The 12445-nt window shown below is 64.3% G+C and carries 10 protein-coding genes; 5 read left to right on the top strand and 5 right to left on the bottom strand.

The features are described from left to right. Position 1 precedes the first annotated feature (1 nt). The gene (locus BAUR9175_RS12110) at positions 2 to 631 is read left to right on the top strand and encodes a class I SAM-dependent methyltransferase (RefSeq protein WP_240513750.1); all 630 of its coding nucleotides are present in this window, start codon (positions 2 to 4) and stop codon (positions 629 to 631) included. Between the two features lie 114 nt (positions 632 to 745). Here BAUR9175_RS12110 and BAUR9175_RS12105 read toward each other — a convergent pair whose 3' ends face one another. The 4 genes from BAUR9175_RS12105 to BAUR9175_RS12090 all read right to left on the bottom strand — a co-directional run bounded on the left by BAUR9175_RS12105 (position 746) and on the right by BAUR9175_RS12090 (position 5497). Continuing rightward, positions 746 to 2161 carry an aldehyde dehydrogenase family protein gene (locus BAUR9175_RS12105; protein ID WP_101583921.1) on the bottom strand — a complete coding sequence of 472 codons (1416 nt, stop codon included), beginning with the start codon at positions 2159 to 2161 and terminating at the stop codon, positions 746 to 748. A gap of 55 nt (positions 2162 to 2216) precedes the next feature. Further along, positions 2217 to 3713 carry an APC family permease gene (locus tag BAUR9175_RS12100; protein ID WP_101583919.1) on the bottom strand — a complete coding sequence of 499 codons (1497 nt, stop codon included), beginning with the start codon at positions 3711 to 3713 and terminating at the stop codon, positions 2217 to 2219. 97 nt (positions 3714 to 3810) lie between these two features. Further along, complete coding sequence (locus BAUR9175_RS12095; RefSeq protein WP_257944328.1) at positions 3811 to 4773, bottom strand: AraC-like ligand-binding domain-containing protein; 963 nt, start codon at positions 4771 to 4773, stop codon at positions 3811 to 3813. A 118-nt stretch (positions 4774 to 4891) separates the two neighbouring features. After that, positions 4892 to 5497 (bottom strand): TetR/AcrR family transcriptional regulator, encoded by a 606-nt coding sequence (locus BAUR9175_RS12090; RefSeq protein ID WP_101583915.1) that lies wholly within the window; start codon positions 5495 to 5497, stop codon positions 4892 to 4894. Positions 5498 to 5591: 94 nt separating this feature from the next. Between BAUR9175_RS12090 and BAUR9175_RS12085 the strand changes: the two genes are divergently transcribed. Then, positions 5592 to 7553: a primary-amine oxidase gene (locus tag BAUR9175_RS12085; RefSeq protein ID WP_096160359.1), complete on the top strand. Its 1962-nt coding sequence runs from the start codon at positions 5592 to 5594 to the stop codon at positions 7551 to 7553. 228 nt (positions 7554 to 7781) lie between these two features. Next, a complete protein-coding gene (locus BAUR9175_RS12080) occupies positions 7782 to 8975 on the top strand; it encodes an MFS transporter (RefSeq protein WP_069599523.1) in 1194 nt (397 codons plus the stop codon). A gap of 63 nt (positions 8976 to 9038) precedes the next feature. Here the strand turns inward: BAUR9175_RS12080 and BAUR9175_RS12075 are convergent, their stop codons facing one another. Continuing rightward, on the bottom strand, positions 9039 to 9338 hold the full coding sequence (locus tag BAUR9175_RS12075; protein ID WP_009881572.1) for a muconolactone Delta-isomerase: 300 nt from the start codon (positions 9336 to 9338) through the stop codon (positions 9039 to 9041). Between the two features lie 193 nt (positions 9339 to 9531). On the opposite strand from BAUR9175_RS12075, the gene BAUR9175_RS12070 reads away from it, so the two are divergent. Further along, complete coding sequence (locus tag BAUR9175_RS12070) at positions 9532 to 11133, top strand: GMC family oxidoreductase (RefSeq protein WP_101583913.1); 1602 nt, start codon at positions 9532 to 9534, stop codon at positions 11131 to 11133. 76 nt (positions 11134 to 11209) lie between these two features. After that, positions 11210 to 12445 carry a threonine/serine exporter family protein gene (locus BAUR9175_RS12065; protein WP_162619311.1) on the top strand — a complete coding sequence of 412 codons (1236 nt, stop codon included), beginning with the start codon at positions 11210 to 11212 and terminating at the stop codon, positions 12443 to 12445.

Genomic DNA, 12445 nt, shown 5'->3' with positions numbered 1-12445 from the left:
GATGCCGATTGATGACAAGGCTTATGCGGCGAAGATGCGCGGATTTGTGGATTCAGGCACCGACCTTGAGGTCGATGTTCGCTTCATCGACATGATCGTTGATCGCGAATCTCGCGTTCTCGATATTGGATGCGGTATCGGGAATGCTGTCAACGGACTGCAGGCCAGAGGCCATGACGCGTTCGGGATCGATCCGAGTTCCGAGGTTTTACAAGTGGCCGGGGAACTCTACGACCCTTCGTGGTTCCGGTTGATGAGCGCCACCAAAATCTCGGCTGAGTCCTTGGCCGACGAGGGCTTGCCGCAACTCTATGATGTCGTGCTCATGTCGGGCAATGTTCCTGCGTTCCTTCCCGAGCTCGGAGATGTGTTCAAGCGAATCGGGGAGGTTCTCCGACCAGGTGGAATCCTCATCATCGGTACCACCACACACGTTCAAGGCGGTCCGAGCGATCAGGATTCTGCGTGTGAGGCGAGCGCTCTCCGCTTGAACCAGCGCTTCGGCGATTGGCACCTCGGCCAGTTCGACGAAACGTCGCCATGGTCAGTCAGCGTCTTTTCGAAGCCCGGCCCTCGCCCGGCACCGGTTTCGCCGGATGGAATGTTCGTCCTTCCGAGTCCACCTCACTAATTTGCCCGACGTCACTAAAACTCCCCGGCGCCACGCGAAAATCGTGACGTCGAGGAGTATTAGGGAAACGGACCGGCTGCGGACTCGCGAGCGGCCGCGCCGGGAGAGCAGCTGTTACCAGCTGATCACGTGGGGAACGCTGACGTGCTTGAGGCCTTCGATGCCGAACTCGAGTCCGAAGCCGGATTTCTTCACGCCGCCGAAGGGGATGCGTGGGTCCACGGCGCCATGCTTGTTGATCCACGTCGATCCTGCCTGGAGACGAGCCGCGACCTTTTTGCACTCCTCGAGATCGCTGCCCCAGACCGATGAGCCCAGGCCGACCTCGAGCTCGTTGGCCCAGCCGATGGCCTGTTCGAGGTCGGTGTACTTGATGATCGGCAGGGCCGGGCCGAACTGCTCCTCGGCGACCAACGGGTTGTCGTTGTCGATGTCGGCCACCAGCGTGGTCGGGTAGAAGTAGCCCGGCTGGTCTGCAGCGGGGTCACCGCCGGTGAGGACACGGGCGCCGGAGTCTTTGGCGGCCTGCACGAGTTTGGCGACGATGTCGTATTGCTGCTTGTTCTGCAGCGGTCCGAGTACGTTCTCCTCTTCCAGGCCCACACCCATCGGTGACTGCTTGGCCACCTCGACGAGGGCTTCGCAGACCTGGTCGTAGAGGGATTCGGGAACGTAGAGGCGCTTCATCGCCGCACAGGTCTGACCGGTGTTGATGAACGCACCCCAGAACAGGTCGCCGGCAATGGCGGCAGGATCGGCGTTCTCGAGCACGATTCCTGCGTCGTTGCCTCCCAGCTCCAGCGTCAGCCTGGCCAGGGTGTCCGCGGCCGAGCGCATGATGGCCTGGCCGGTCTTTGTCGATCCAGTAAACATGATCTTGTCGATGTCGGCGTGGGAGGTCAGGGCCGCACCGACCTCGCCGCTGCCGGGAACGACCGTGAGAACGTCTGCAGGCAGGACCTGGTTGATAACTGCGACGAGCGCCTGCACGGACAGAGGCGTGTACTCGGAGGGCTTGAGGACGACGGTGTTGCCCATCTTCAGCGAGGGCGCGAACTGCCAGACCGAGATCATCATCGGCCAGTTCCAGGGACCGACGGCACCGACGACTCCGACGGGCGCGTAGTGGAGTTCGGCGTGGGTCTCCTCATCGTCGACGAGGACCTCTGGCTCGAGTTCGAAGGCGGCGTTGGCGCGCAGCCAAGCGGCGCATGCTCCGACCTCGAAGCGGGCGTTGGGTCCGTTGAGCGGCTTGCCCTGTTCGCGTGAGAGCAGCTCGGCCAGCGCTTCGGCGGAAGCTTCGATTGCGTCGGCGGCCTTGTTCAGCAGCTCGCTGCGTTCGGCAGAGGTCCGCGCTGCCCAGTCGGACTGGACCTTGCGGGCGGCAGCGACAGCGGTGTCGATGTCGGCGGGGCTGCCTTCACGGGTACGACCGACAACCTCGCCGGTGGCGGGGTCGAGCAGTTCGCGGCCTTTGGGATCATCGACGGATGACAGCAGTCCGGCGAAGGTGGTGAGGTCGGTGCTCATGATTCTCCTTTTTCGAGGGTGGATCGAGTGATTGCGGGTCGGTTGAGTCGGGGCCTCATCCCAGGCTTCCACCTGTGCCGATGCCTGCATAGACCTGTGGGCGACTCGACCGGAGGACGAGTGCCCAGATGGTCCCGATGATGCCGGGCACGAGCACGATGGCGGGCAGCAGCCAGGACAGCACCGAGGTACCTTCAAGTCCGATGAGGACGTTGAAGTTCACGACGATGGAGATGAAGAGGATGAGCAGTCCGATCGCTGAGAGACCAGGTGCGATTGCTCTGGTCCACAGCGAATATTCGTGTGAGTGAGAGCGCAGGAATCCGACGACGGCCAGCGCAGTCAGAGCCATGAGCAACACGAGCCCGAAGGCACCCATATTCGTCAGCCAGGTGAAGAGGGTGACGACGGGAAACAGCGGGTCCTCACTGCCCGGACCGGCAATGGCGAAGACGAGGATGACGACGAGTGCCAGCCCTGACTGGGTCAGAGATCCGGCAATCGGGGCACCCGTACGACGCGAGGTCCTGGCGAGAACGCTCGGCAGCACCCGATCACGCCCGAGGGCGAAGAAGTAGCGGGCCACGATGTTGTGGAAGGCCACGAGTGCGGCCAGGAGCGAGGTGAGGAAGAGCAGGTTCGCGAGGTCGACGAACCAGACCGGGGCATGTTCGCCGAGGAAGACGAACATGAGGTCGGGGCCGAACTCCTGCGATCGCCCGACGACGTTCGAGGTTCCTTCGGCCACGGTCATCGCCCAGGCGGAGAATGCGTAGAAGACGGCGATGATGCTCACCGCGATGATAGTCGCCCGTCCTGCCGTGCGCTTGGGGTCCTTGACCTCTTCGTTGTAGATGGCACCCGATTCGAAGCCCATGAACGCCGCGATCGAGAACGCCAGGGCCGCGCCGACTCCGGGTGCGAAGAGTTGGTCGGGAAGCATGCCACCGGCGGTGACGCCCTCGGGGCTGTGGCTGAGACCGATGATGTCGTAGATGATGACGACGAGGAATTCGGTGCCGACGATGATCCCGAGGACCTTCGCGGAGAAGTCGACCCGCAGGACACCCATGATTCCGACGATGACCCAGGCGATGAGTGCACAGACCCACCAGGAGACCTGCAGGCCGAAGATCGAATCGAGGAAGGAGGAGAAGACGAAGCCGAACATTCCGGCGATGCCGATCTGCATCGAGTTGTAGGCGACGAGCGCGGTGACGGCCGCGCCCATCCCGACGGGCTTGCCCAGGCCCTTGGAGATGTAGGCGAAGAAGGCACCGGCGTTGTGCACGTGCCTGCTCATCGCCGCATAGCCGATGGCGAAGAGGACGAGAATGATGCCCAGAACGACGAACGACAGTGGGATTCCGAGGAGACCGGTGATCGCGAAGTTGCTCGGGACGCCGCCGGCGACCACGGTCAACGGCGCCGAGGCGGCAATGATCATGAAGACGAGCGCCACGGTGCCGATGCGGCGGGCATCGAGACCCGTGGTGGTTGGCTGGTCGGATGCGCTGTCAGGTTCGCTTCCAGTGCTGAGATTCACGCCCATGTGATCCCCCTTGCGATAGTGGCTGTATCGTCAGGTTCTCCCATCGCCCCCTGCCGCGTCTTGGCTCTGGGGGCAGGACTCTTGACTTTCGGCGCAGTCAGGTCAGCGAGCTGCGGCGGTACTGGGCCGGTGGCCGGCCGACGACGCTGCGGAAGAGTCGCGAGAAATGGGCCGGGTCGCCCAAGCCCCAGCGGGCACCGATGGCGGCAACCGGCACCTGCACCTGTGCCGGATCGGCCAGATCCTGCCGGCAGCGAGCGATCCGGCGACGACGAATCTCGCCCGACACCGTCTCACCGCTGCCTTCGAAGACCTGGTGAAGGGCTCGCACGGACATGAAATGCGCGGCGGCAATCGTCGACGGTGAGAGCTGCGGATCGGCCAGGTTCGCATCGATATAGGCGGTGATCTGCGACCACAGGCGCTGCCGCTCCCCCGGCACCTCCGCCTCGGCGAGTTCATCGGCCATGACTGTGGTGAGCAGGTCGACGACGTTGCCAGCCAACCTGATTCCGATGGACCTACTGAGTGTGGGCAGCATGGCCCCGGCCTGGGTGATGATCTGCGTGGCCACGGCGCCCAGCTGATGCTCGGCGCCGATCGAGGTGGCTGTGAGCTCACCGACGGTGTCGGCGGGCAGGTTGACCCGCGACTGCGGGAACATCATGACGTAGGAGGAGAAGTCGCAGTCGAAGCTCAGCGTGTAGGGCCGGGAGGTGTCGTAGATGGCCAGTGAGCCCGGTGCCAGGGAGACTTCCCGCCCGTCCTGGATGAGCAGTCCGTGGCCCTTGAGCTGGAGGGAGACCTTGTAGTAGTTGTTGGCCGCCGCGGCAGTGCCATCGGCCGGTCCTGCCGTCTCGCGGGAGATGAGACTCGGTGTGCGCAGCACGGCGTGGGGGTTCGCACTGATGTGGGACATAACGACGGAATCGTAGTCGCGGGCGCTGATGGTCCCTTGGAAACCGCCTCGGCGCTGGGGTTCCGTGTCCAGCGGCACGAACGAGTCCGAGACGAGGGACTTCCAACCGTCGAAATCAGACGCTGTGCTCTCTAGTAACATCTTCGTCCTCTGCAGAAACGACCGATCGTCGACCTCTGCGTCGGCGATCACTTGGCGCTCACTCTATCCCCAACTGAGCAGGGAGTCACGAGCCGGTCTGGAATTACCGACCAATTGGTCACGAGTTCGGAACATTGACCGTCATGCGGTCGATGACATAGTCGAGTTGGGTGCGGAAGCCTGCGAAATCGGTGTTCTCGGCGCCGATCATCGCGGTCGTCTGCGCACCGAGCAGATAGGTCAGGAGGACATCGGTCGCAGGCTCAAGAACCACCTCGGCGGCCAATTCTCCGTCCGTGCGGGCCTGGTCGAGCCACTCCACGATCCACGCTCGCCACTGCGTCATGGTCTTGCGGGTGGTGCGGGCATGATCGGGACTCTGGGCCACCTCGGCGAAGAAGGACAAGACGATCCTGGCCTCGTCCTGGAGTTCGGGCGTGACCGGCAGGACTTCGGCGGCGAAGGCGCGCAGGGCGTCGATTCCGCGCAGGTGCGAGGTCGAGAACTCGACGCGGCGGTTCGTGGCCTCAAAGACGAAGAGGTAGGTGGCCGCGAGCAGGTCGGATTTGGAGGCGAAATACGACTTCATCGCACCGTTGGCGAATCCCGCCTCGGTGGCGATATCGCGCATCGTCGCTCCAGCCAGCCCCTGCCTGAGGATGATCCGCAGAGTCGCCTCGACGAGGTCGCGCCGACGCTGGTCGTGATCGACGATCTTGGGCATGCTTCCTCCGGTGCAACACTCTTGACTTTAATTTCTACAAGTGTAGATTATTACGTGAGTCAGCACACATATACCACGTTGCAAAGGTGCACACATGTCCTGCCATTCCACTCCCGCTGAACCATCCTCCCGGACCGAACTCACCCCGTTCTCACTGCCGAGTCAGGACGAGATCGCGAGCGTGACCTCGGTACTGCGCGAGGCCGGGCACTTCCCCGCCGAGGCGCGCATGGCCTACGTCGGCCTGCTCGATCCCGTGCGCGGTCAGAAGCGCACCACCGCCGAGGTGGACCGTCGTTTCCGTGCCCTCGTCATCGACAAGTCCGCCGGCACATCCCGCGACATCATCGTGTCCGCAACGCATGCCCGGGTCGACTCAGTCGCGGAGGTGGACTCGACGTCTGAGGGTGAGTTCCCGGTCATGGAAGAGGAGTTCGAGATCGTCGAGGAGGTCCTCGCCGCGGACCCGACGTGGCAGTCCATCCTCGCCCGACGTGGCCTGCCCGTCGAGCAGGTCCGTGTCGCTCCGCTGTCGGCCGGTGTCTTCGAATACCCGGAGGAATCGGGCCGACGAATCCTGCGTGGCCTGGCCTTCCTTCAGCCGAACGAGACCGATTCGGCCTGGGCACACCCGATCGACGGCCTCGTTGCGTATGTCGATGTGACCAATCGGAGCGTCGATCAGATCCTCGACCTCGAGGATGTTCCGGTGCCCACCGAGCACGGAAACTACACCGATCCCGAGCTCACCGGTCCGCTGCGCACCACGCAGAAGCCGATTGAGATCACGCAGCCGGAGGGCCCGAGCTTCACGCTGACCGAGGGCAACCACATCGAGTGGGAGAAATGGTCCTTCGACGTCGGCTTCGACATGCGTGAAGGTCTCATCCTGCACAACATCGCCTTCACCGACGGCGAGACCGCCCGCACGATCCTCGACCGGGCCGCGATCGCTGAGATGGTCGTGCCCTACGGCGATCCCTCACCGGTGCGGTCGTGGCAGAACTACTTCGACACGGGCGAATACCTCGTCGGCCAGTGGGCGAACTCGCTCGAGTTGGGGTGTGACTGCCTGGGCGACATCACGTACCTGTCTCCGTGGGTGGTGAACAACCTCGGCGAGCCCCGGCAGATCAAGAACGGCATCTGCATGCACGAGGAGGACGCCTCGATCCTGGCCAAGCATTCGGACCTGTGGTCGGGTGTGGACTACACCAGGCGCAACCGTCGGTTCGTCATCTCCTTCTTCACCACTGTCGGCAACTACGACTACGGGTTCTACTGGTACCTCTACCTCGACGGCACGATCGAGTTCGAGGCCAAAGCCACCGGCGTCGTCTTCACCTCGGCCCTGCCGAACGGATCAACGGACTTCGCCTCCGAAATCGCACCCGGCTTGGGCGCCCCGTTCCACCAACACCTCTTCGGGGCACGTCTCGACTTCGCTCTCGACGGCGGCAAGTGCCGGGTCGAAGAGGAGGACGTCGTGCGCCTGCCGACCTCGGAGACGAACCCGCGCGGCAATGCCTTCAGCCGCAAACGCACCGTACTCGGTACTGAACTGGCAGCTCAGCGGGATGCGGACCAGTCGAAGGCCCGGACCTGGGTGGTGACGAACCCGGAGTCGACCAACCGCCTCGGAGAACCCGTCGGGTACAAGCTCCATCCCACAGGCCTGCCGACGCTGCTCGCGGCCGAGGACTCCTCGATCCACCGGCGGGCGACGTTTGCGTCGAAGGCGCTGTGGGTCTCGCAGTACCACGAGGACGAACGCTACCCGACGGGTGATTTCCCGAATCAGCATCCCGGGCATTCGGGCCTGCCCGGATGGACCGCGGCGGATCGCAATGTCGACGGCGAGGACATCGTGCTGTGGCACAGCTTCGGCCTCACTCACTTCCCCCGGATCGAGGACTGGCCGATCATGCCCGTGGACACGGTCGGCTTCAAGCTGCGACCCGAAGGATTCTTCGACCGCTCCCCCGTTCTCGATGTTCCCGCGCCGGCCTCGGGCGGACACTGCGGTGACTCCGACGGCGACTGCTGCGAGGGGTGAGTGATGAGCGATCCTGAGCAGCCATGGGCGGAGACCACGGTGCTCAAGACCTATTTTAAGGGAAATCTGGTCTACGAAGCGTGAGCACCAGCCGGGCTGCGGCAGGAGTCCTGATACAACTGGGAGCAGACTGCAATCACCCAGCCTGATCAGGAGCACTGCGATGACGCCCCTTCCCTCTGACATGCACGGACCCGCGTTGTGCTCGCATCTCAGAGCCGATAGCTGATGCCGTCCGTGGGCAGGCTGGGCAGGAGAGGTGCGTTCTGGGCCTCCGCCTCGGTGCTGGCTCTGGTGCTGTGGTCGAGTGGGGCGCCGAGCGTCCTCTACCCGATCTACGCACAGAAGTGGGGGCTGAGCTCGGCGATCGTCACGCTGGTGTTCGCCTCCTACCAGCTTGCGCTGATCGTCGTCCTCCCCCTGTTCGGCAACCTCTCCGATCAGTTCGGCCGCCGTCTTGTGATGATCTGGGGAGTGGGACTGATCGCGGCGTCGGCCATCGCCTTCGCGATCGCCCCGAACGTCTCGTTCCTATTCCTGGGACGTGTACTCCAGGGCGCCGGTTCAGGATTGGCGATGGGTGCCGCGACAGCGTCCTTGGTCGAGAACAACACGACGGGCAATGCCAGATTCGCCAGTTCTCTGGCGACTGTCTCCACCGCGGCCGGGCTCACCGTGGCACTCGTGCTCAGTGGAGTATTCGCCCGCTTCGCGCCCATGCCTCTGTTCTGGAGCTACATTCTCCTCCTGGCGCTGACCGTCTGTGCTGTGATCGCACTCGTCCTCACCCCGGACGATCGCCCCACCCTGACGCACAAGTGGCGGCCTCGAGCGATGCGCCTTCTCCCCGAACTGCGCCTGAGCTTCTCGCTGGCGACCCTGTCGGTGTCACTGGCCTACTGTGCAGGGGCGATTTTCCTCTCGCTGGGTGCACACATGATCGGACAGTTCGCAGGCACTTCGGACACAGCACTGGTGGGAGCGCTGCTGGGATGCTCATCGGCAACGATCGGACTCACCGGACTGTTCCTCGCCCGAGTTCGACCGCACGTTGCCCTGCTGGTCGGAACACTTCTGACACTCGTCGGCCTGGCGCTGATGGCCGCGGCGGCGGCATTCGGCTCGCTCGGCATGTTCTTTGCTTGGTGCCTCGTCGGCGGAGCCGCCTACTCATTTGCCTTCACGGGCGGCCTGGGCGTGATCAACCAGGCCGCGCCGGTGCGCCATCGTGGTTCGACTCTGTCCCTGCTCTACCTCATCGCCTATATTCTGCAGGCCGCCATCGCAATCGGCATGGGCGCACTCGCCACCGCCAGCACACTGGGAACAGCGGTCGGCGCCGCCGCAGCAGCACTGGCTGGGCTGAGCATTGTCGTCCTGGTGCTCAGCTATATCGATGCGCGGGCTCGACGCCGACCTTGAGTCTGAGCCTGACTCCGAGAATTCTGCGGGAATGCAGCCTCAGAGGCAGATTCAGAGTCAGCCTCAGAGCTGGCGGAAGAAGTCGTCGGTCGTCGCGTTGGGGTGCTTGGCCAGAGGCGTGACCTTGACGTTCATGTAGGCGAACATCGGGAAGCCCTGGAAGGTCGCGTGCAGGAAGTCGAGATCGTCGACATCGTAGATCGAGATATTGGAGTACTCGCCGACGATGCGCCAGATGCCCTTCATGATTCCCCGTTCCTGGAGATCGGCGGAATAGGCCTTCTCCTTGACCTGGAACTCGGCCTTGGTCTCATCGGTCATCGATTCTGGAAATACGACATCCATGCGTGCAACGAACAGCATTTCGCCTCCTGCTCCGTCTGTGTGAGTGTTTCGATGGCCACTATAGGGCCTTGCCGGTATGGACAGTTCGGCAGTCCATTATTGTGTCCGCCTGATTGACCCTCCACGCACCGGCAGTGTCCAAACTTGTCTGTTCGTGCAGAGTTCCGCTCTTCCCCTGTTGCCGCATCAACCCGCTCACTAGCCTGGCGTCATGAACGCCACCACCGCAGACAGCGCAGTCAGCCCGACCGACCTTCCCAACGAGCACTTCGACTATGTCGTCGTCGGTGCCGGATCTGCAGGGTGTGTGATCACCCGCAGGCTCATCGACGCAGGTAAGAAGGTCTGCCTCATCGAGGCTGGCGGGGACGAGACGAACCCGAACATCGATCACCTCAACACCCTGGGCCTGATCTGGCATTCGAAGCAGGACTGGGACTATTACACGACTCCGCAGCCGGCCGCGATGAACCGCAAGATCCACCTGCCTCGCGGCAAGGTCCTCGGCGGCTCGAACGCCCTCAACGCCGTGATCTGGGTCCGCGGCGATGCCTGGGACTACGAGCAGTGGGTCGAATCCGGCTGCCCCGGCTGGTCCTGGGACGAAGTGCTGCCCGTGTTCAAGGCCATCGAAAACTATGACGGCGACGTCACGGAAGCCCGCGGCACCGACGGACCCATGGACGTGCGCATCGACTACCCCCGCAACCCCATCCAGGAGGACATGGTCGCCGCCGGGCAGCAGACCGGCCTGGACTACAACCCGGACTACAACTCCGGCAGCGTCGAAGGCATCTCCCGGATCCAACTCAACGTCCGCGACGGCAAACGATTGAACACCTGGCGCGCCTATCTCAAGCCCCGCCTCGGCGATGGGAATCTCACGATCCTCACCTCGACACATGCTCGTCGTCTCCTCATCGAGGACAAGACCGTCACCGGTCTTGAGGTGGACTTCCGCGGTCGCGTGGGCACGGTCACCGCCGACGAGGTCGTCCTCACCACGGGCGCGCTGGCCTCACCGGAACTGCTCCTGCGTTCGGGCATCGGACCCGCCGAGGAGCTGCGCGAGGTCGAAGTCGATCCCATCCACGACCTGCCGGGTGTAGGCAAGAACCTCCAGGATCACTGGCTCTCCCCCGTCATCTTCACCACCGGATCCGAGCCCGTGCCGATGGGTGAGGTGGCACCCGCCGAGGTGCATCTGTTCTGGAAATCGAACCCCGACCTTCCGGTGCCCGACACCCAACCACTGTTCTTCTCCGTGCCGATGTACGCCCAGGATTCCGCACCGAACGTGCAGACCGGACCCGACAACGGCTTCACTCTCCAGGGCGGAATCGTTCGCCCCGAGTCCCGTGGCGAGGTCACGCTCAGCGGCCCGAATCCGCAGGACCCGACCCTGGTCAACCCGAACGTCCTGTCCGAACAGGCCGACGTCGACGCCCTCGTGGCCTCGGTGAAGCAGTGCCGGGAGATCGGTCGCGCCGATGCCCTGGCATCGTGGCAGCCCACGGAGATCTTCCCCGGCGCCGAGGTGGCCGATGAGGATCTCGAAGAATATGTCCGGGGATCTGTGGTGACCTACCACCACCAGGTCGGCACCTGCCGGATGGGACAGGACGACACCGCCGTCGTCGACCCGCAGTCGTTCAAGGTCCACGGACTGACCGGCCTGCGCATCGCCGACGCCTCGATCATGCCGCAGGTGCCCACGGGCAACACGAATGCGCCGACGATCATGATCGCCGAGCGCGCGGCAGCCGTGCTCGTCGGCTCCGCTGTCGGGGGGATCACCGCACCAGGGAAATGACGCCAGCCCACCACTGGGCCGCCTGCTGGTAGTCTTCGATCTCGTCGGCCGGACTGCGAACGAGAGGGGTGTGGCAGTGACCGAGAACACCGATTCACCTGCTGCCGCCCAGGAGCTGCTGGTCACCATCGGGGCCGGGCTGCTTGCGGGTGGGATCTCCTCCGTCGACGTCGAGGACGCCCTGACCGGCCTCGCCCGCACCATGGGCATCAGAAAACTCCGCGTCGCCGCCCTCCCCCGCGGCCTGTTCCTCACCTCCGGGTCCGGGGATTCGACGAAGTTCGAACGCATCGGCCCCGACCTGCGCTTCGACCAGACGGCGAAGCTACTCGACATTGTCGACGCCCTGCGGGCCCGGCGACTCACTATCGAAACCGCCAGATTAAAGATCGAAACCGAGGTCCACGCGGCACCGCCGCGCTGGCCCGGGTGGCTCTCCAACCTCGGCGCCGTACCCATCGGCATCGGGCTGTGTCTGCTGCTCGAGCCCGGCCTGGTCAACCTGGCCTTCGCGGCCTTCGGCTCGCTCATCGTCGCCGGTGTCCTCGCCATCAACGGCCGGTGGCCCAATCTCAATCCGCTGCTGCCGGTGAGCTCGGCGTTCATCGTCTCCGTCATCGTGCTCATCGGCTACCGGCTCGACTGGCTCGAAAGCCCTCTGCGCACGATCGTCGCAACGCTTGCGCTGCTGCTTCCGGGCAGCGCCGTGGTCACCGGGCTGACGGAGATCTCCGCCGGAGCGCTCTCGGCCGGCAGTTCACGGCTCGTCTCGGCCTCGGTGCAGCTGGCGATGTTCATCGCCGGCGTCGCCGGTGCGGCCGCGATCACCGGCACCGGCGCCGAGGCGCTGCGGAACTCCCAGCTCGCCGACTCGGCCTGGCAGCTCTCTGCCCTCGGGGTCCTCTGCGCCACGATCGGATTGATGCTCTACCTCTACACCCCGCTCGAACACACGGTGCCGATCATCGTCACCATCGCGGCCGCCGCGACGGCGCAGCTGGGCATCGGCGCCGAGTTCGGGGCCGCAGTGGGCGGTCTCGCTGGAGCACTGGCCGCCTCGCTTGTGGCCGTCATCCTCTCCCGCCTGCCGCGCGGACCGATCTGGCGAATCAGCTACGTCCCCGCCTTCCTCATCGTCGCCCCCGGTTCATTCGGCCTGCTCAATGCCTCTCAGCTCGAGTTCGGTGACGGCAGCGGAGTCGCGGGCAGCATGCTGGCCGCTGGAGCAACGTTCTTCTCGATCGCCATCGGCACGGTTATCGGCGCAGCCGTCGCCCACACCGTCGAACCCAAGGACGAGATCGTCGCCTGA

It is taken from the genome of Brevibacterium aurantiacum, from assembly GCF_900169065.1.
GTDB lineage: Bacteria > Actinomycetota > Actinomycetes > Actinomycetales > Brevibacteriaceae > Brevibacterium > Brevibacterium aurantiacum.
Note: the sequence above shows the minus strand (reverse complement) of the source record. Positions and strands in the feature narration are given on the sequence as shown.

What these genes read in the sequence shown, in the direction of transcription:
- BAUR9175_RS12075 (WP_009881572.1), bottom strand. Translation starts at nt 9,338, where the DNA reads ATGCTGTTCGTTGCACGCATGGATGTCGTATTTCCAGAATCGATGACC.
- BAUR9175_RS12100 (WP_101583919.1), bottom strand. Translation starts at nt 3,713, where the DNA reads ATGGGCGTGAATCTCAGCACTGGAAGCGAACCTGACAGCGCATCCGAC.
- BAUR9175_RS12105 (WP_101583921.1), bottom strand. Translation starts at nt 2,161, where the DNA reads ATGAGCACCGACCTCACCACCTTCGCCGGACTGCTGTCATCCGTCGAT.
- BAUR9175_RS12095 (WP_257944328.1), bottom strand. Translation starts at nt 4,773, where the DNA reads ATGTTACTAGAGAGCACAGCGTCTGATTTCGACGGTTGGAAGTCCCTC.
- BAUR9175_RS12090 (WP_101583915.1), bottom strand. Translation starts at nt 5,497, where the DNA reads ATGCCCAAGATCGTCGATCACGACCAGCGTCGGCGCGACCTCGTCGAG.
- BAUR9175_RS12110 (WP_240513750.1), top strand. Translation starts at nt 2, where the DNA reads ATGCCGATTGATGACAAGGCTTATGCGGCGAAGATGCGCGGATTTGTG.
- BAUR9175_RS12085 (WP_096160359.1), top strand. Translation starts at nt 5,592, where the DNA reads ATGTCCTGCCATTCCACTCCCGCTGAACCATCCTCCCGGACCGAACTC.
- BAUR9175_RS12070 (WP_101583913.1), top strand. Translation starts at nt 9,532, where the DNA reads ATGAACGCCACCACCGCAGACAGCGCAGTCAGCCCGACCGACCTTCCC.
- BAUR9175_RS12080 (WP_069599523.1), top strand. Translation starts at nt 7,782, where the DNA reads ATGCCGTCCGTGGGCAGGCTGGGCAGGAGAGGTGCGTTCTGGGCCTCC.